Source organism: Bacillus sp. BB51/4 (assembly GCF_008368845.1).
In the GTDB taxonomy this organism is placed as follows: Bacteria; Bacillota; Bacilli; order Bacillales; family Bacillaceae_G; genus Bacillus_A; species Bacillus_A wiedmannii.
The window spans coordinates 28,845-48,279 of the sequence record NZ_QOSC01000030.1; the positions used below are offsets into that span (position 1 = coordinate 28,845).

At 35.4% G+C, this 19,435-nt stretch carries 23 protein-coding genes; 1 reads left to right on the forward strand and 22 read right to left on the reverse strand.

The window, feature by feature from the left end:
- Positions 1–52 precede the first annotated feature (52 nt).
- The 13 genes from DN392_RS28610 to metG form a co-directional block, all read right to left on the reverse strand.
- Positions 53–1,006, reverse strand: a complete 954-nt coding sequence (locus DN392_RS28610; RefSeq protein ID WP_000107420.1) for a ribose-phosphate diphosphokinase — start codon at positions 1,004–1,006, stop codon at positions 53–55.
- 18 nt (positions 1,007–1,024) lie between these two features.
- Positions 1,025–2,404 carry a bifunctional UDP-N-acetylglucosamine diphosphorylase/glucosamine-1-phosphate N-acetyltransferase GlmU gene (gene glmU / locus DN392_RS28615; RefSeq protein ID WP_000071045.1) on the reverse strand — a complete coding sequence of 460 codons (1,380 nt, stop codon included), beginning with the start codon at positions 2,402–2,404 and terminating at the stop codon, positions 1,025–1,027.
- Between the two features lie 325 nt (positions 2,405–2,729).
- Positions 2,730–3,023 carry a septation regulator SpoVG gene (gene spoVG, locus DN392_RS28620; protein WP_000454042.1) on the reverse strand — a complete coding sequence of 98 codons (294 nt, stop codon included), beginning with the start codon at positions 3,021–3,023 and terminating at the stop codon, positions 2,730–2,732.
- A 152-nt stretch (positions 3,024–3,175) separates the two neighbouring features.
- A complete protein-coding gene (locus DN392_RS28625) occupies positions 3,176–3,550 on the reverse strand; it encodes a RidA family protein (RefSeq protein ID WP_000869826.1) in 375 nt (124 codons plus the stop codon).
- Positions 3,551–3,674: 124 nt separating this feature from the next.
- Positions 3,675–4,523, reverse strand: a complete 849-nt coding sequence (gene purR / locus DN392_RS28630) for a pur operon repressor (protein WP_000702481.1) — start codon at positions 4,521–4,523, stop codon at positions 3,675–3,677.
- 54 nt (positions 4,524–4,577) lie between these two features.
- Positions 4,578–5,447: a 4-(cytidine 5'-diphospho)-2-C-methyl-D-erythritol kinase gene (ispE, locus tag DN392_RS28635; RefSeq protein ID WP_000772096.1), complete on the reverse strand. Its 870-nt coding sequence runs from the start codon at positions 5,445–5,447 to the stop codon at positions 4,578–4,580.
- A gap of 196 nt (positions 5,448–5,643) precedes the next feature.
- Complete coding sequence (sspF, locus tag DN392_RS28640) at positions 5,644–5,823, reverse strand: acid-soluble spore protein SspF (protein ID WP_001985066.1); 180 nt, start codon at positions 5,821–5,823, stop codon at positions 5,644–5,646.
- Positions 5,824–5,914: 91 nt separating this feature from the next.
- Positions 5,915–6,175, reverse strand: coding sequence for a biofilm formation stimulator Veg (gene veg, locus DN392_RS28645; RefSeq protein ID WP_000044349.1), 261 nt, complete (start codon positions 6,173–6,175; stop codon positions 5,915–5,917).
- Between the two features lie 238 nt (positions 6,176–6,413).
- Entirely contained in the window at positions 6,414–7,277 is an 864-nt protein-coding gene (gene yabG, locus DN392_RS28650) for a sporulation peptidase YabG (protein ID WP_001173738.1), read from the reverse strand.
- A 110-nt stretch (positions 7,278–7,387) separates the two neighbouring features.
- Positions 7,388–8,266 carry a 16S rRNA (adenine(1518)-N(6)/adenine(1519)-N(6))-dimethyltransferase RsmA gene (gene rsmA, locus DN392_RS28655; protein ID WP_000651555.1) on the reverse strand — a complete coding sequence of 293 codons (879 nt, stop codon included), beginning with the start codon at positions 8,264–8,266 and terminating at the stop codon, positions 7,388–7,390.
- Positions 8,263–8,820 (reverse strand): ribonuclease M5, encoded by a 558-nt coding sequence (rnmV, locus tag DN392_RS28660; protein WP_000692830.1) that lies wholly within the window; start codon positions 8,818–8,820, stop codon positions 8,263–8,265. Before rnmV ends, rsmA begins: the two co-directional genes overlap by 4 nt.
- Positions 8,821–9,014: 194 nt before the next feature.
- Positions 9,015–9,782: a TatD family hydrolase gene (locus DN392_RS28665; protein WP_000895837.1), complete on the reverse strand. Its 768-nt coding sequence runs from the start codon at positions 9,780–9,782 to the stop codon at positions 9,015–9,017.
- A 165-nt stretch (positions 9,783–9,947) separates the two neighbouring features.
- The gene (metG, locus tag DN392_RS28670) at positions 9,948–11,930 is read right to left on the reverse strand and encodes a methionine--tRNA ligase (RefSeq protein ID WP_000134154.1); all 1,983 of its coding nucleotides are present in this window, start codon (positions 11,928–11,930) and stop codon (positions 9,948–9,950) included.
- 521 nt (positions 11,931–12,451) lie between these two features.
- Here metG and DN392_RS28675 point away from each other — a divergent pair.
- Positions 12,452–12,736 carry an AbrB/MazE/SpoVT family DNA-binding domain-containing protein gene (locus DN392_RS28675; protein ID WP_000843039.1) on the forward strand — a complete coding sequence of 95 codons (285 nt, stop codon included), beginning with the start codon at positions 12,452–12,454 and terminating at the stop codon, positions 12,734–12,736.
- A 20-nt stretch (positions 12,737–12,756) separates the two neighbouring features.
- On the opposite strand, the gene rsmI is transcribed toward DN392_RS28675, so the two are convergent.
- The 9 genes from rsmI to DN392_RS28720 form a co-directional block, all read right to left on the reverse strand.
- Positions 12,757–13,632, reverse strand: a complete 876-nt coding sequence (rsmI, locus tag DN392_RS28680; protein WP_000267813.1) for a 16S rRNA (cytidine(1402)-2'-O)-methyltransferase — start codon at positions 13,630–13,632, stop codon at positions 12,757–12,759.
- A complete protein-coding gene (locus DN392_RS28685) occupies positions 13,601–13,891 on the reverse strand; it encodes a GIY-YIG nuclease family protein (RefSeq protein WP_000414343.1) in 291 nt (96 codons plus the stop codon). Before DN392_RS28685 ends, rsmI begins: the two co-directional genes overlap by 32 nt.
- Positions 13,878–14,618: a tRNA1(Val) (adenine(37)-N6)-methyltransferase gene (locus DN392_RS28690; protein WP_001055376.1), complete on the reverse strand. Its 741-nt coding sequence runs from the start codon at positions 14,616–14,618 to the stop codon at positions 13,878–13,880. The genes DN392_RS28685 and DN392_RS28690 overlap by 14 nt, the downstream gene beginning before the upstream one ends.
- Positions 14,619–14,739: 121 nt before the next feature.
- Entirely contained in the window at positions 14,740–15,093 is a 354-nt protein-coding gene (gene yabA, locus DN392_RS28695; protein ID WP_000412057.1) for a DNA replication initiation control protein YabA, read from the reverse strand.
- A gap of 14 nt (positions 15,094–15,107) precedes the next feature.
- Positions 15,108–15,935, reverse strand: a complete 828-nt coding sequence (locus DN392_RS28700) for a PSP1 domain-containing protein (RefSeq protein WP_000272429.1) — start codon at positions 15,933–15,935, stop codon at positions 15,108–15,110.
- Between the two features lie 5 nt (positions 15,936–15,940).
- Positions 15,941–16,924 (reverse strand): DNA polymerase III subunit delta', encoded by a 984-nt coding sequence (gene holB / locus DN392_RS28705; protein WP_061672889.1) that lies wholly within the window; start codon positions 16,922–16,924, stop codon positions 15,941–15,943.
- A 35-nt stretch (positions 16,925–16,959) separates the two neighbouring features.
- Positions 16,960–17,586 carry a dTMP kinase gene (tmk, locus tag DN392_RS28710; RefSeq protein ID WP_000677225.1) on the reverse strand — a complete coding sequence of 209 codons (627 nt, stop codon included), beginning with the start codon at positions 17,584–17,586 and terminating at the stop codon, positions 16,960–16,962.
- 1 nt (position 17,587) lies between these two features.
- Positions 17,588–19,009, reverse strand: a complete 1,422-nt coding sequence (locus DN392_RS28715; RefSeq protein ID WP_088321376.1) for an aminotransferase class I/II-fold pyridoxal phosphate-dependent enzyme — start codon at positions 19,007–19,009, stop codon at positions 17,588–17,590.
- Between the two features lie 72 nt (positions 19,010–19,081).
- Positions 19,082–19,261, reverse strand: coding sequence for a sigma factor G inhibitor Gin (locus DN392_RS28720; RefSeq protein ID WP_000647291.1), 180 nt, complete (start codon positions 19,259–19,261; stop codon positions 19,082–19,084).
- Between the last annotated feature and the right edge of the window lie 174 nt (positions 19,262–19,435).

The window sequence follows — 19,435 nt, forward strand, 5'->3', positions numbered from 1 at the left end:
TTTTCGATACGAAAAGACGTAACCAATCTTGGTTACGTCTCATTCTATCCAATTAATTGAATAATACACTTACAGATTCTTCTTCGTATACACGAATGATTGCTTCTCCGATTAATGGAGCAACTGAAAGTTCATGTACTTTGTCGATTTTCTTCTCTTCTGGTAATACGATAGAGTTCGTTACAACTAACTCTTTAATATTTGAGTTTTGGATACGCTCAATTGCTGGACCAGATAATACTGGGTGTGTACAGCAAGCATATACTTCAGAAGCACCGTTCTCAACAAGAGCGTTTGCTGCTAATGTAATTGTACCAGCTGTATCAATGATGTCATCAATTAAAATTGCTGTTTTACCTTCAATATTACCGATAATGTTCATTACCTCTGATACGTTCGGACGAGGGCGACGCTTATCAATAATAGCGATTGGTGCTTTTAGACGATCTGCCATTTTTCTAGCACGAGTTACCCCACCGTGGTCAGGTGACACGATTACGATATCTTTAAGACCTTTTGTTTCAAAGTAATCTGAAAGAATCGGTACACCCATTAGGTGGTCGATTGGGATATCAAAGAACCCTTGAATTTGTGGAGCATGTAAATCTAGAGTGATTACACGAGTTGCACCTGCCGTTTCAAGCAAGTTTGCTACAAGTTTCGATGTAATTGGTTCACGAGAACGCGCTTTACGGTCTTGACGCGCATAACCATAGTAAGGAATAACAATATTAATTGTTTTTGCAGATGCACGCTTTAATGCATCGATCATAATAAGTAATTCCATGATATGTTCGTTTACTGGGAAGCTTGTAGATTGAATAATGAATACATCGCAACCACGGATACTTTCTTCAATGTTAATTTGAACTTCTCCATCACTAAAACGATCAACAGAACATTTTCCTAGTCCTACTCCAATGTGCTTTGCAATTTGCTCAGCAAGTTCCTTATTAGAGTTTAAAGAGAATACTTTCAAATTAGAATTTAGATATTGAGTCGACATCTAGATTAACCCTCCACATTATGATTTTTTCTTATTCAGCAATTGATCAACATAGTCTTCTTTGTTAACTTGACGTGCACGTGCTACAGATAATGCTTTTGATGGAACATTCTCTGTAATTGTAGAGCCTGCTGCCACATAAGCACCATCTTCAACTGTTACAGGAGCAACAAGGTTTGAATTACATCCAATAAATACCCCGTTACCAATCACAGTTTTGAATTTATTCTTACCGTCATAGTTCACCGTAATTGAACCACAACCAAGATTCACGTCTTCTCCAACTTGTGCATCCCCGATATAACTTAAGTGTGAAGCTTTACTTCTATTACCAAAAACAGTTTTTTTGATTTCCACGAAGTTTCCAACGCGTACTTCATCTCCAATAACTGAATCTGGGCGAATATGTGCAAATGGACCAACCGATACTTCTGTACCAAGTTTACTATCATGTACAGTAGATTGTCGAATTGTCGTACGATCTCCAATTTCACTATCGCGAATTACTGTGTGCGGTCCAATTTCACAATCAGAACCAATTACAGTATTCCCCTCAATAATTGTTCCTGGATGAAGAACTGTATCACTACCGATAATTGCATCAGCAGAAATATACGTGTTACTTGGATCAATAATTGTAACACCATTTACCATGTTTTTACGGTTGATACGGTTTTTCATAATAATTTCCGCTTGCGATAGAGCGACTCTGTCGTTAACACCTAACGTTTCATCGAAGTGCTCTGTTTGATAAGCCGATACGATATGACCTTCATTTTTTAAAATCTCAATAACATCTGGCAGGTAATATTCACCTTGTACGTTATCATTTGAAACTTTAGAAAGTGAGGCGAATAAAGCTTTATTATCAAAACAATACGTACCTGTATTGATTTCTTTAATAGCTAATTCTTTCTCATTTGCATCCTTATGCTCAACAATCTTTTCAACATGACCATTCTCATTACGAACGATACGACCATATCCAGCAGGTTCTTCTATGTAAGCTGTTAGCACCGTTGCCATTGCCCCTGCTTCTTTATGTTGCTGAAGCAATGCTTCCATCGTTTCAGCAGTTATTAGCGGCGTATCACCACAAATAACTAAAGTTGTTCCTTCTTCATTTGCAAGTACACTTGCAGCTTGATCGACAGCATGTGCTGTACCAAGTTGTTCTGCTTGTAATGCAAACTCACTTACGTTTCCTAGCTGTTCTTGTACCATTTCAGCACCATGTCCTACGACTGTTACAAGTTTCTGCAATCCTAATTGCGTTACTTGATCGACAACATGCTGTACCATAGGTTTTCCACATACAGGATGAAGCACTTTGTATAGCTTAGACTTCATACGTGTGCCTTTGCCTGCAGCTAGAATCACTGCAAATCTGTTTGACATATAGACCCTCCATCGCAACCTATTTATCCATTAACGATATTATCCTAAATCATCATATATTTCAAGAAACACATTTTAACTATTAAATTTTACCATAATTCTTATACGATGTTTTACTCTTTAGTATCTTTTTTAAGAAATAAGCTATACTATTTAAAATGATTTTGAAAAAATTAGAAGTTTTTCTCTTCACTTTAATAAATTCAGAATTTTCCGTACGAAAATAGATAAAGCCACACAAAAAAAAACAAACTCCTGTAAATGCTTACAGGAGTTTGTTGCAAAATTATAGGGATTTCTTTAAAAAGCCCTTTTCATTCGAATTTTACGAAGCACCCGCTTCTTCAAACTCAACCTCTTCTAACTCGCCTAAACGATGATACTCTGTTAAAACCGCATCTTGAATTTTAGAGCGTGTATTAGAATTAATTGGATGTGCAATGTCACGGAATTCTCCATCTGGAGTACGTTTACTTGGCATTGCTACAAATAATCCATTATTACCATCAATTACACGAATATCATGAACAACAAATTCATGGTCTAGAGTAATAGAGGCAATTGCTCTCATGCGGCCTTCTGTGTTTACGCGGCGTAATCTTACGTCAGTCACTTCCATCTTGTGTTCACCACCCTTTTCTAAATAAGCGATATATTTGTATAAATTCCACAAAATTTCTATTTTCCCTTTAATTTTTTAAAAATTTTTAAGATAAAAATTTTTAATGTAATTGAATATAGAGATTAGTGGAGGTTATCGCTTACAAAAGATTACTTAACTAGGGCAATTACTTCGATTTCAATTGAAACATCTTTCGGTAATTTTGCTACTTGTACACAAGAACGAGCTGGCTTATGAGTAGAGAAATAAGAGCCGTATACTTCATTAACAGCATTAAAATCATCCATATCTTTTAAGAATACTGTTGTTTTTACTACTGTATCAAATGAAGCACCTGCTTCTTCTAATACCGCTTGTAAATTTTGAAATACTTGCTCTGTTTGTACTGTCACGTCTCCTGCTACAAGCTCTCCACTTGCAGTTAACGGAATTTGTCCTGAACTGTAAAACATATTATTTACAATAATCCCTTGTGAATATGGTCCAATTGCTTGTGGTGCATTGCTTGTTTGAACAACTTTCATATTTTTTCACCCTTTTATTATTTATTTTTACTCTTTAAAAATAGTGCACGAAAAGCAGTTTGTCCATCTATTTTATAATTTATAAATAGAATAAAAAAAAGATAAAGCGATCTGCTTTACCTTTTTACTCAGCCTCTACAAGCCCTTCATCAAATGGTGCCAGTGAATAATTTCCCTTTTCCACTTGAATCGCTTTTTCTTTCACATCAACTTCTGATAGACGAATTAATGATACAAAATTATTAATTAGTCGTTCTTCAATATCCGTGGATTCTACTAATACACCAATACCAACAACATTAGCCTTAAACTCTTCTAACATACTCATCATACCTTGAATTGTCCCGCCGGCTTTCATGAAGTCATCAATAATTAAAACATTTGATCCCTCTGGAAGGCTACGCTTTGCTAACGTCATTGTTTGAATTCGCTTAGAAGAACCTGATACATAGTTAATACTAACAGTTGGGCCTTCTGTTACCTTATTATCTTTCCTTGCAATTACTACCGGTACATCTAAGTAATTTGCCACCGCATAAGCAAGTGGAATCCCCTTCGTTGCCACCGTCATAACCGCATCAATTGGTTGCCTAGCAAAAACAGAAGCAAACAAACGACCTGCGCCATTAATATGGCGAGGATTACTTAAAAGATCTGTCATATATAAGTAACCACCAGGCAAAATACGATCTGGATTTTCAAATAAGCTACAAAGCTCACCAATAATTAAATCTGCCTCTTCCTCACTTATATATGGTATATATTTCACTCCTCCTGCTGCTCCTGGTACCGTTTGCAATGTGCCGACCCCTTGTTGTTCAAACGTTTGCTTAATAATAACTAAATCTTCACTAATGGAAGACTTAGCTGATTGATACCTTTCAGCAAAAAAAGTGAGAGAAACTAGCTGACGAGGGTTTTGTAACAAGTAATACGTCATATCGACTAATCTTGTACTTCGTCTAATTTTCATACTCTCACCTCAAATCACGAATATTCTAAACAAATCATAACGTATTATACGTCTTTATTCAAGCGTTTCTCGCTCTCCTAATAAACGTACTGCGTATACTTGTTCACAAAATCCTTTTAATCCGTTATATATACGATGCATTCGCGAATCATGGTGCACAAGACCAAATACGGTTGGGCCACTTCCACTCATTAATACGGCATCCGCCCCAAATCGCTTCATCTGTGCCTTAATACGTGCAACTTCAGGATGCATCGCAAACGTTACATCTTCTAAAACATTACCAACAGTATCACAAATCCCTTTGTAGTCCCCAGCATTTATGACGTTAACCATTTTATCTACATTTGGATGTGTAACTCGATTTAACTTTAAATTTCCATACACATCAGCAGTAGATACACCAATATGGGGTTTTGCTAAAATAACCCAACAAGAAGGTGGAGTTTTTATGTGCTCAATTTGCTCTCCTCTTCCAGTGGCAATTGCTGTCCCACCATATACACAAAACGATACATCTGATCCAATTTTTGCGCCAAGCTCTGCTAACTGATCAATTGTAAGCCCTAAATTCCATAATTTATTAAGGCCACGTAATGTCGCTGCTGCATCACTACTTCCACCTGCTAATCCAGCTGCTACTGGAATCGTTTTTTCAATAGTAATAGATACACCTTTTTTCACATTAAACTTCTCTTTTAATAATTTCGCTGCTTGATAAGCTAAATTTCTTTGGTCGTCTGGGACATACCGATTATGGGATAAAATTTCAATACGGTCTTCTGCTAATTCCATTAGTTCTAAACGATCCGCTAAATCAATTGTTGTCATAATCATTTTCACTTCATGATATCCGTCTTGTCTTTTTCCCAGTACATCTAACGACAGATTAATCTTTGCTGGTGCTTTCACTAGTAGCTTCAATCTATTCACCCACTCTATGTACTCAATCTTTTATCGTTTATTTTACCATAAATTTATAGTAAGACGATGACACTTCCCTAATTATAACGAAAAGCATTCAGAATGAAACTACTTATGTAAAATGATGGCACCTTTTCGAGTACAAAAAGCCGAGGAATCACTCCTCGGCTACCGTAGCATAGAAAGTATCTTACAACTACTGGTTTTGTTTCATTAATTGCTGTTCTGCAATTTCTATAGCACGTTTCACCATGTTACCAGCATCTTTCGCACGAATTCCGCCCCAGCCTTCTTTCTGAACAACATCATAAAAGCCTAGCTCTTTTGCAAGCTCTTCTTTAAATTGATTTGACATGACACCTCTTCGTCTACTCAATGCAGAGTCCCTCCTTATTTTGCTACGGTATAATTAGTATGCAAAATAATATAGCTTTTCATTTGTGGGAATATATGTAACGATACATGAATTATAAAATCACTTCATTATGAGGTTCACCATAAAACGTTAACTCTACTGTCTCTGTTAAAACATCCGCATAGCTATATGATACACGTTGCAACGCATCTTCTTGCTGATCCAATTGTACGACAAAAACAGAACGGTACGTTTCTGCAAGTACACCTGATTGTTCTACTGTTTTTCTTCTCCCACTATTTGCCTTTAACATCAGTCTCTGTCCAAGATGGTGATCTAATTCGCTTTTAATTTCATCTAAACGTTTTGACATATACTTCGTTACACCTCGCTGTAATTTAGATTGAACACTTAAAACACGATATATCTATCCCAATTATTAACCGCAACTCACAGACAATATCATTATAAAAGCATCATGCGTTCAAATAGATAGAAGAAATACTATATTGTAAAAGTATCATTATGTAGTCTGCGCGTTCTTGTCTCTTTTTATCCAAGCTGATTTAAATCCTTCCCATACAAAAAAGCAAGATACATATGTACCTTGCTTATTCTTCATAATGTTGAAAGGGTAATCCAGTTCGTAAAATTCCCCTCGTCTCAATACCGCCAAGTCCCTTTTCGCCGGTAATCGTATTACGTACAACATCCCATACATTTACTCTTTCCATAAATGACGTAAAACTAATTTTTCCAACCACATATACAGGATCTAGTGCGTGAATATTAATTCTAGATGGTGAACTAGCAAAATTAGCACCTGCTCGAATTAATGCTTCAAAGTGTGATTGGCATGCCCCAGCAAAAATAACGAGTTGATCCAATGATGGATATTTTTTTCTCACTTCTCGAACAGCCTGTACAAAATGCCTTGAATGCCTATATGCTGCTAAATCTCCCTTTACCCCTTTTGATTTTGTATATGCATCGTGCCCTGTAATAACTAGAATGTCCGGACGAAAATGATCTATTAAATCTACTACCTTTTCATGCATCTCTGTTTCTTTACAATGAATACCTTGTACAGGAACACCAATTTTATTATATAAGTCTAAGCACTTGCGCAAATATAACGGGTCTCCATCTATATGCAATACACGTCCTGGCATTTGAAAATAATTTACCTCACTTGTATATCCACCCGTTGAAGTGTGTTCATGCCTTTGTTTCATTAATACATAATCTTGTTGAAACAAACGATACGTACGCTCCATCGTTTCTTTCTCACGCTTCGCTCTTTTTTTATGTTCTCGTTGGTCTATACTAATTAAATCTTCAAGTGGCGCATCTGCCACCAGTCTAATTTCCTCCCCAAATAATATAGCTATCTCGCCTTTTATTTCTATAATACGAAAAAGGATATCCCTATTATGAGAATATCGTTCCACTAATTCTCCAACATGTAAAGCCATTCTCCTACCTCCAAACTCGTTAGGCCATCTTACCTGTTTTTAAAGTATGAATGTAGGAGAGGAAAGGTGACAAAAGGGACAGTTCAAGTTGAACTGTCCCTTTTCTATTCTTATGACAATTTATGAAGAACTAATGCATTACTTAATGTTGCAAACTCCTCTATAGATAGCGTTTCGCCTCTTCGTTTTGGATCAATTCCTACTTCTGTTAAAATTCGATCCAAAAGCTCTTTATCTTTCGGGAAACCATTTAAATTATTTGATAAATTATTCATTAAAGTTTTACGACGCTGTGCAAAACTTGCTCGTACTACTTCAAAGAAAAATGTCTCATCTGTTACTTCTACAACTGGTTTCGGGCGCTTTAGGAGACGAATAATCGCAGAATCAACATTTGGTTGTGGCACAAACACTGTACGTGGTACAGTCATAACTGTTTCTACCTCTGTATAATACTGAATAGCAATGGATAAAGAACCATACTCTTTCGTTCCAGGTTTAGCAGCTAAACGATCTCCAACTTCTTTTTGCATCATAACAACAAATCCACGAACCGGTAATTTCTCTTCCAACAATTTAAATAAAATTGGCGTTGTAATATAGTACGGTAAGTTCGCTACTACCATTACATCTTGCCCTTCCTCAAATTGCTCACTAAACACCTCATGTACATCTGCCTTTAGTACGTCTTTATTTATAACTGTAACGTTGCTATATGGCGCTAACGTCTCATCTAAAATCGGTAATAATCTCTGATCAATTTCAAAAGCCACTACTTTTTTAGCACGCTTCGCTAATTGTTCTGTTAACGCACCGATACCTGGTCCAATTTCAATTGCACCACTTTCTGAACCAATTTCAGCGTGATCGACAATACGATTTAATACATTCGTATCAATTAAAAAATTTTGTCCTAAACTTTTTTTGAATGAAAATCCATACTTTTCAACAATGTCTTTCGTACGATTTGGCGTTGCGATATCCTTCATTTTCTTTCCTCCTGTATGACTTGCTTATAAGCTTCTGCAAACGATTCTTTTGAAACTTGAAACATTTGTAAACGTTTATGTAACTGTTTTGCGTTTGTATAACCAATCTTTAATAGCTTACCCATTCTTTCTCTGCGACTCTTTGCCATTTCTCCGCCCACTAAGCCTGCATCGACTAAATCGCTCCAACTAATTTCACTTGTGTAAGCTTCCATTTCTTCATGTATATTCTCTAAAGCACGGCGAATTGATTCATTAGAAGCATGTTCAATCCCGACACCCTTTTTCCTTTTGGCAAGTGCTTCTTCCTTCGGTAAAAAAGCATGTTTACATCCAGGCACCTTATCAGAAATAATTTTTCGAATACGCTCTCCAGGATAATCCGGATCTGTGAAAATAATAACGCCCCGTTTTTGTAGCGCTAATTTAACTTGCTCAATAACATGATCACCGATTGCTGAACCGTTTGTTTCAATTGTATCCGCATCAACAGCACGCTTAATCGCAACTGTATCATCTTTACCTTCTACAACGATAATCTCTTTAATTTTCATGCTTGCCTCCACACTCGTTTCGTCTCTACTTAGTAAAACAAAAAAATGACGACTTTTCCATTATTATTTTCCCCATTCTTACATTTTAAAAAATAGAATGTCCAAAACTTTGTTCTCTCTTCTTATTGTAACACTTCCTCATTCGCCCTTATTTTTTCACAAAAATAAAAAAGAATGGGTTCTCCCACTCCTTTTTATTCAACACCAAATAAAGTTTTTGCATTTTTTGTTGTTATTTCTGCTACTTCCTCATAAGAAATTCCTTTTAAATTCGCAATTTCTTCTGCTACGAGTTTTACATAACTCGGTTCATTTCGTTTTCCTCGAAATGGATGTGGTGTTAAATATGGACAATCTGTCTCTATTAACAATTTCTCTAATGGAATCTCCACAGCAACTTCTTTCGGCTTCTTAGCATTTTTAAATGTAACTGGTCCGCCTAACGAAATTAAAAAGTTCATATCAACACATCGCTCTGCTACTTCTACGCTGCCGCTAAAGCAATGCATAATGCCTCCCACTTCAGCTGCATTCTCTTCTTCTAGAATATCAACAATATCTTGAGTTGCATCGCGGTTATGTATAATAATCGGCAATTTCACCTTTTTGGCTAATGCAATTTGTTTACGGAATACTTCCTTCTGTATTTCTTTTGGAGACTTATCCCAATGATAATCTAATCCCATCTCTCCAAGTGCAACGACTTTAGGATGAGAAGCAAGTTCTTCTAACCAAGCTAGATGTTCTTCTGTCATGTCAATTGCATCAACTGGATGCCATCCAACTGCAGCGTAAATAAAATCATAAGTTTCAGCTAATTCAATCGCCTTTTTTATCGTTACTTCATCAAAACCAACAACAACTGTATAGGTAACTCCCGCTTCTTTCATTCGTGCAATAACCTCTTGCAAATCTTCTTCAAATTGCTCTGCATTCAAATGTGAATGTGTATCAAACAACATAATACATAACTCCTTTTATATTGAAATCAAGTTTATTCTAAAAAATAAGCTCTTTAATAACTTAACGATAACAATACTATAATTTTAATGCAAAAATAGAGAGTGTAAAAAGAAAAAAGACGCTTCACACATGTTACACGTGAAACATCTCTTTTCTTGTCTTAATTACTTGATTTTTGTACCGTTTGGTAGATTTTGGTCAATTGATGCTAATGATAATACGCCATTTTCTTCACCCGCTAAAATCATACCTTGTGATAATTCACCGCGTAATTTTACAGGTTTTAAGTTTGTTACACAAATAACCTTTTTACCTTTTAGGTCTTCCGGCGAATAGAATTTTGCAATTCCTGAAACAACTTGACGCTTTTCTGTACCTAAATCCAACTGAATTTTTAACAACTTATCTGCTTTTTTCACAGGTTCAGCTGATAGTACTTCAGCTACGCGTAATTCTACTTTAAAGAAATCATCAATTGTAATTTCTTCTGCTTTCGGTTCTTCTTCTTTTTTCTCTTCTACTTTAGGAGCAGAGCTTTTCATTTGTTCTTTAATGTAACCTACTTCTACTTCCATTTCTAAACGCGGGAAAATCGGGTTTCCTTTTTCTACTTTTGTTCCAACTGGAATACAGCCAATTGTAGATAGGCTTTCCCAAGATTTATGTGCCTCTTCAGTAAGTCCAAGCTGAGCAAACATCTTACTTGGTGCTACTGTTAGGAACGGCATAAGCATAATACCTGTTTGACGAAGCACCTCTGCTAAGTGAGCCATTACAGAAGCTAATTTTTCACGATCATTCTCATCTTTCGCTAATACCCATGGTTGTGTTTCATCAATATATTTATTTGCACGGCTAACCAATTGCCAAATTGAGCTTAGCGCTACAGAGAATTCCATATTCTCCATTGCCTCTTCTACTTTTTTCAATGTATCTTTTGCAAACGTTACTAACGTTTCATCGAATTCCGTTACATTTTCTTTAAATGCAGGGATTTCTCCGTTAAAGTACTTATCAATCATAGCTACTGTACGATTTAATAAGTTACCTAAGTCATTTGCTAAATCGAAATTAATGCGCTCCACAAATCCTTCTGGTGTGAATACGCCATCAGATCCGAATGGAACTTCACGAAGTAAGTAATAACGTAATGCATCTAATCCGTAACGATCGATTAAAGTAACTGGATCTACTACGTTTCCTTTTGACTTACTCATCTTTCCATCCTTCATTAAAATCCAACCATGAGCAAAGATTTTTTTCGGAAGAGGTAAATCTAATGCCATTAAAATGATTGGCCAATAAATTGTATGGAAACGAACGATTTCTTTTCCAACTAAATGTACATCAGCTGGCCAGAACTTCTTATACATCTCTTCATTTTCTGTTCCATAACCTAATGCTGTAATGTAGTTAGATAATGCGTCAACCCATACGTAAATAACGTGTTTCGGGTTACCTGGAACACGAACTCCCCAGTCAAATGAAGTACGGGAAACAGCTAAATCTTCTAGGCCTGGTTTAATGAAGTTATTAATCATCTCATTCTTACGAGACTCTGGCTGAATGAAATGTGGATTATCTTCATAGAATTTTAATAGTCTGTCGACATATTTACCCATTCTAAAGAAATACGATTCTTCACGAACAAGTTCTACATCATGACCACTATCTGGGCTTTTTCCTCCAACTACTTTTTCACCTTCCATAATTGGATCTACTAATTGATGCTCTGTATAGAATGTCTCATCTTGTACAGAATACCAACCTTCATATTCATCAAGATAAATATCACCTTGATCTACTAGTTGCTTGAAGATTTTTTCAACAACATCTTTATGACGATCTTCAGTTGTACGAATAAAATCATCATAAGAGATATCCATTTTCTCCCAAAGCTCTTTAATTCCTGCAACAATGTTATCCACATATGCTTGTGGTGTAACATTTAATTCTTCTGCTTTCTTTTGGATCTTCTGTCCATGCTCATCAGTTCCTGTTAAATAATGAACATTGTATCCTTGCATACGCTTATATCGTGCCATCGCATCTCCTGCTACTGTTGTATAAGCATGTCCAATGTGTAATTTTCCACTTGGATAATAAATTGGGGTAGTAATATAAAAGGACTTATTTTCCTCTGTCATTGTTTTGGACCTCCCGGATAACCTCATATGTATTTATAAATAGTATATCAAAAACTTATATATAAAGTGAAACTTTAATCTGTGGGGGTTTTGTTCACTCCCGCGGATTATTAGCCCGCACCAATCAGGCTTTTACGAGCAATCCGAATCCAACTTAACTTCTTTGCTCCAGCCAAATTTTAAATTTAGAATCTTACTGCTTGGCAAATAGCGAGTTAAAAACGAGTTAATACTTAATATCTTTATCATCTATTGCTCATATTTCAAGAAAATATACAGTCCTTACTTACAATCTATAAATTTTTCTGAAAATAAAGTGAAATAATAGTAGAAATTACTCTCATTCTATTATATATAAGAAGTAAGAAATCTATAAATCTTTTTAAAAAATATAGAATTAAAGAATTGACGGAAATGTAAATGATTGGTATCATATGTCCATAGGGTATTTTGTCGAAAAATGACGAATCTAGAAAATAGACTCGAAACTTATAAACTATTTCTTTAGGAGGAAAAGAATTATGAAATCTACTGGTATCGTTCGTAAAGTTGATGAATTAGGTCGTGTAGTAATTCCAATCGAATTACGCCGTACTTTAGGTATTGCAGAAAAGGATGCTCTTGAAATCTACGTTGATGACGAGAAAATCATCTTAAAAAAATATAAGCCAAACATGACTTGCCAAGTAACTGGTGAAGTATCTGATGGTAACCTATCTTTAGCTGAAGGTAAAATTATCTTAAGCAAAGAAGGCGCTGAGCGAATCTTAAACGAGCTTCAAGATTATATCGAAACAGCAAAATAAGCTTCTCAATTATGAGAAGCTTATTTTTTATCGACATGATAGATTTGATATACATCGCGTTTCGACAAATCTCGATCTTTAGCGACTGTTTTTATTGCCTCTTTTGAATTCATACCTTTTTCGTTTATATAGTGTTCAATATGATCATATACCGAAATAGATTCCCACCATTTTTCTTCTGGGGTAGGTTCTTCCGTTGAACCAGCTACTAAAATACAAAACTCGCCACGAACTTCATTTTGTTTCGTCCACTCAATTGCTTCCTCAACTGTTCCACGAATAAATTCCTCAAATTTTTTCGTTAACTCTCGACATAATACAATTTCTCTATTTCCCAACACTTCTTGCATCGAGATTAAAGTATCATCTAAACGATGGGGCGCTTCATAAAACATCATTGTAGTTTGTACATAACGAAGCTTCTCTAACTCCATTTTTCTTTCTTTTTTATTTCTTTGTAAAAATCCATAGAAATAAAATTGTTTTGTTTCAAGACCTGATGCAATTAATGCTGTAAGGGCTGCATTTGCCCCAGGAAGCGGGATTACATGATACTGTTCTGCTACAGCCTCTACAACAATATCGTAACCTGGATCGGAAATACAAGGCATACCAGCATCACTAACAAGTGCTACAGTCTTTCCTTCGTCTAACTTCCCTAATATTTTCCTACCACTTACTTCCTTATTATGCTCATGGTAACTCATAACGGGGGTTTCAATTTCGAAATAATTACAAAGTTTTTTCGTTTGTCTCGTATCTTCAGCAGCAATTAAATCAGCTTCTTTTAAAATTCGGATTGCACGAAATGTCATATCTTCTAAATTTCCAATTGGAGTTGGTACTAAATATAAAACTCCCTTTTCATTTTGTTGAAAGCTTTTTTGTTGCCACATAGCGTTCTCCTTTTTGCATATATTCTTCTTTTTGTTTTCTATTTAACTGCTTAAAATAATACTCTGCTTGCATAGCTGTACGCTTATCTTCATGAAATTCTATGTATTTTAAAACAACAGGAAGTCTAGCACGCGTATACCTAGCACCTTTTCCACTATTATGGGTCTGAATCCGCTTCTCTATATGATTTGTATATCCAGCATAATAACTTCCGTCAGAGCACTCTACTACATAAAAACAATGCTTATTCTTCTCCATATAAAATTGAACGAATCTCCTTTGTATATTCATTATTTGCTTCATATACAAAAAGAGGGGGCAATATTTTCAAATCTGCGTTTCCATCCTTAATTCCTTCAATTAACAATGTATTCGCTTCTTTCCCTGCCTTAGGATAAACAAATCGCACACGCTTTGGTTCAATTTTGTATTTACGCATTAATGTAACAATATCTAGCAAACGACCTGGACGATGTACAAATGCTACTTTCCCACCTTGCTTTACTAACTGACTACTTGCAGATACAACATCCTCTAATGTACACATAATTTCATGACGAGCTATCGCTAAATGTTCATTCATATTTTTCTCAGAAGTTGCAGGTGTTTGAAAATAAGGGGGATTACATGTAACTACATCATATTGATGACGTCCAAGTTTCTCTGGCATATCTTTCAAATCCCCATGTATTAAGTGAATTCTTTCTTCTAACTTATTGTATTGAACGCTTCTGATTCCCATATCATATAAACGTTCTTGAATTTCTACACCTGTAATGTTTCCCTTTGTTCTTGTACTTAATAAAAGGGGGACAACTGCGTTACCTGTACACAGATCAAGTACATTACCTTTTTGAATCGGCACCCAAGCAAAGTTTGCAAGTAAAACAGCATCTAACGAGAAATTGAATACTGATGGGCTTTGTACAATCTTCATATCTTGCGCTAATAAGTAATCTAAACGTTCATCTTCATATAAATTCATATGTTACTCCTTTTCTTACACTTAACCTACCCTATTTCATCTTCTACTAATAAAAAAACATATTTCATTCTACTCTCATGTATAAAAAATTACCTTTCCAATTATCATTGGAAAGGTAATTTCACTTTTTATTTAAAAATGACAGGCAGAATAAACAATCTCCCTCTTTACGTACACTTCCATAATGCAGATTACAAATATGAAAACCTTCTTGATATAGCCTTGCTAAATTATCATAGCCTTCGCCAATATCAGTTGTCTTCGGCTTCACTTCTTTACGTTTTTGAGTTTTTTGTTTTTCCTTAATCTGCACTTCTTCAAAGCGGTGTCGCAAATTTTCATTTTCCATTTTTATATGTTGGTTCTCTTCCAACAACTCTGCAAGATGTTGTTTTAATTCTCCCAACTGTTTGTATAAATGTCCAATTTGCTCTTCCATACTAGAAACCGATGCAAAAATATCTTTTTTCTCCACAAGCACCCACCTCATTAATCTGTGGTTTGACTCGAAACGACCCCTTTATTCACTAACTCATCTAACGTATATTCTACTATCCGTTCCTTGTCTACTAGTTCCACTTGAATTAATCTTTCTAAAATATTTAATCCGATAACACGGCCAGTACCATGCGGGGTTTGTATACGTTGATCTAAATCAGGAAGTTGTTCCTTTGCTGCCTCATATTCATCATTCTCATATTTTAAGCAACACATTAAGCGACCACATAAACCAGAGATTTTTGCAGGATTTAATGATAAATTTTGATCCTTTGCCATCTTAATGGATACAGGTTCAAAATCTCCTAAAAAAGTAGAACAACAAAGCATACGACCACACGGACCAATACCACCAAGCATCTTCGCTTCATCACGAACACCAATTTGTCTTAGTTCAATTCTTGTCCTAAAAATTGCCGCTAAGTCCTTCACTAGTTCGCGGAAATCAATCCGACCATCCGCAGTAAAGTAGAAAATAATCTTATTGCGATCGAACGTATACTCTACATCTACAAGTTTCATATCAAGATTATGCTCTACTACCTTTTGCTGACAAACTTGATATGCTTCTTTTGCAGCATGTTTGTTCTCTTCAACAATGGTACGATCATTTTCATTTGCAATACGAATAACCTTTTTTAGCGGTAATACAACGTCGTTTTCATCAACTTGCTTTTTGGTAATAACTACTTTTCCGTACTCAATACCTCTTACTGTTTCTACAATTACAAACTCATTTTCAGAGATATCGAACTGATTCGGATCGAAGTAATACACCTTTCCGGCCTTCTTAAAGCGAACACCTACTACATCATACAAAACGGTCATCCCTCCTGCAACCGCAACACTAACTGTTCGAACACAAGCTGCGCATTTACATTAGCGTTGATTCTATTTTTTGCCTCTAATATATTAAAGAGAGCTGATACAATGCGCTTCTGAGCATAGGAGAAAGATTCAAACATCTCTTTCTGCTCATGAAAAACAAGACGATCTTCTTCTCCAAGTTGAACATATAATAAATCCTTATAAATAAGGAGCAACATATCTAAACCTTGCTGTAATTGTTCTTTCTCTCTAAAGTGTTTCCCCCATTTTTCTTGTACAAAAAAAATAGAGGCTTTATCCTTTTCGAGCGCTTCACATAATTTTATCACTAAAGCTCGTGCTTGTGCAAACCATTCATCACTACATAAAGCTAAAGCTTCATCAAAACTATTCGTGAGTTGCGTAGCAAGTGTCGATAAAGATGCCGTAATACCTTCATCCTGTAATTTTCTAATTAAAGATTCCGTAGGTAACGGTCTAAATGTAACAACTTGACAGCGAGATAAAATCGTATTTAAAATTTGATGACTTTGTTCAGTAAGTAAAATAGCTGTTGTATCACTACTTGGTTCTTCTAAAAATTTTAAAAGTGTATTCGCTGCATTTGCTGTCATACGATCTGCGTGCTCAATAATATATACTTTTTTATTTGCTTCTAATCCTGTTTTTGAAAACTCTTCTTGTAAATCATGAATTTGCTGTTTCTTAATAGATAATCCGTCTGGTTTTACAATATGTAAGTTAGGGTGGTTACCTGAATCAATTCGCTTACAATTTGTACATACGTGACAAGGCTCTACCCCATTCCGACCAGAACAGAGGAAACTCTTTGCCATTTGAATTGCCGTTGCAAACTTTCCAGTCCCTTTCCCTCCCTCTAACAAGTAAGCGTGGGATATACGCTCTTTTGCAATGCTATTCATCAACATTTTTACACCGATGGGTTGTATAGCAGAAAGCTGCTCCCACGTCTTCGTCATAACGCATACCTCACTTATTTCATTCTTTCCTTCTATTATAACAATTTATCTTCTATAATCTGAACAACTTCTTCTATAAGTTTTTCCATTGGTTGATCAGCATTTACCAATACAATACGATCTGAGAAACGTTCTACAACTTGTAAATATCCTTCACGGACACGTTTATGGAAAGAGATATCTTCCATATCTAATCGATTTACTTCACGTCCTGCATCTTTTTCAATGCGAGCTAAACCAATCTCTGGTTCAATGTCTAGGTAAATCGTTAAACTAGGCATACAGTCCTCTGTTGCGAAACGATTTATTTCAAATACTTTATCCATACCTAACCCTCTTGCATATCCTTGATACGCTAAAGAGCTATCTATAAAACGATCACATAATACAAGGTAGTCCTCGTTAAGTGCCGGCATAACCTTTTCCACCAAATGTTGTCTACGTGCAGCAGCATACAGAAGCGCCTCTGTACGTGCTTCCATCATCGTATATTCTTGTTTATGTAAAATTGTTCTAATATCCTCTGAAATTGCAATGCCACCTGGTTCTCTCGTCGCCATTACCTTTTGTTCTTTTTGTTCAAAGTACGGCAATAAACTTTTAATTAACGTTGTTTTACCCGAACCTTCTGGACCTTCAATTGTTACAAATAATCCCTTCATCCTAAAACCTACTTTCTATATCATACACTTTCATATATTTCGTGCTACCTTGAAAACGAGCGCCTGATTGCTCTAAATACATAATTTGCTCTTTATGTTCTGAAGTAATTCTTTCTCCATACATAATCAATGGAATTCCAGGTGGGTACGGAATTACCATTTCTGCCGCTATCATCCCAACTGCTTCTTCTACAGATACTACTTTTGTTTCATATCCTTCCAGTTGTTTATATGTATACGGTAAAGGAGAAAATTCTCCTTTATAAGTATAACGAATAGATTCCTTCTTGTCTTTCACCTCATAATATTGCAATGCCCCTCGGATCATCTCTATAACCTTCATATACTCCTTATTTACTTGCAAGGGCAAAATAAATAGGACATTATACGGATCCGCCATTTCTGTATATATACCGACCTTTTCAAATACAGACTGTAATTCGTACCCTGATAACTGACAACGTGTCTGTACAGTAACCTTTAAATGGTCTTGTAATGGATACTGTAAAATAGCTATTTGTGGAATAGAACACAATTCGTCTTTAAATCCCCGTAAAAACTCGACTATTTCATCATGTCCCTTTTCTTTTATACGTGCTATTGTAAAGCGGGCAATATCAAGAGAAGTCATAATTGGATACGATGGACTACTAGATTGTAGCATACTTAAATAGGTAGAAACTTTTTCTTCTTTCACTAAGCGACTATTTATATGTAAATAGGACCCCATTGTCATCGCGGGTAATGTTTTATGTGCAGAATGAACTACAATATCTGCACCATATGCTAATGCTGACTTTGGAAATGCCCCTCCTAAACAAAAATGGGCTCCATGTGCTTCATCTACTAAAACGGGGATTTTATGTGCATGTGCATAAGCGATGCTTGCCTCCAGATCTATTCCCATACCATAATAATTAGGATGCGTTAAAATGAGTGCTTTAGCATTTGGATATTTTTCAATTGCTTCCTTAATAATTTCATCATGAATTCCCACTGGTACATTATAAGCTTCATCAATCCATGGATCTAAAAAAATTGGATTTGCGCCCGCTAATTTTAAACCATTAATAATTGATTTATGACAATTTCTTTGTACAAGAACAATATCATGTTCCCCACAACAAGACAAAATCATTGCTAGATTCCCTACTGTTGAACCATTAATTAAAAAATAACTTTTTTTCACTCCATATACATCAGCTAATAACTGTTGTGCCTCATCTATACATTCAAACGGACTATGTAAATCATCTAACCCTGACAACTCAGTTACATCGATAGATAGTATATCTTTAAACTCCCCTACAGCTTCCTGAGGGAAGTTTAAACCATTTTTATGACCTGGAACATGAAAGGATAACGGCCCTCTTTCTTTAAACTCTGTTAATGCCTCATATAAAGGTATGCGATTTTGATTCATCTATATCTCTTCCTTATTATTTCATTCTTCCTCTATTATACAGAACAAAAAAAATAATAGGCATATGCCTATTTAAAAATATGATACTTCTAATTTCCGAAGCTGTTTTAAATAATATATATACTTCGGATCATTTGTCTCCGTATTCACCATATCCTTTTCACATTCATAACATATTAAATTATTATAAACATATATCCCTTCTTTTCTTTCTGTCTCACAAACAATACAAACTTCATTTTGTGCTTTCATAACCTTCCCTCCCTATTTAAATGGACATATTTTATACTTCTATTCCTTAACAATTTACAGAAAAATATACATCCATCTCTTATATAATATGATTAACCCTTGGGCAACGTGTTTGTATTACCATTACTTCTTTTTTCGTACTGTTTGAAAACAGAAAAAAACACAAGTCAAAAG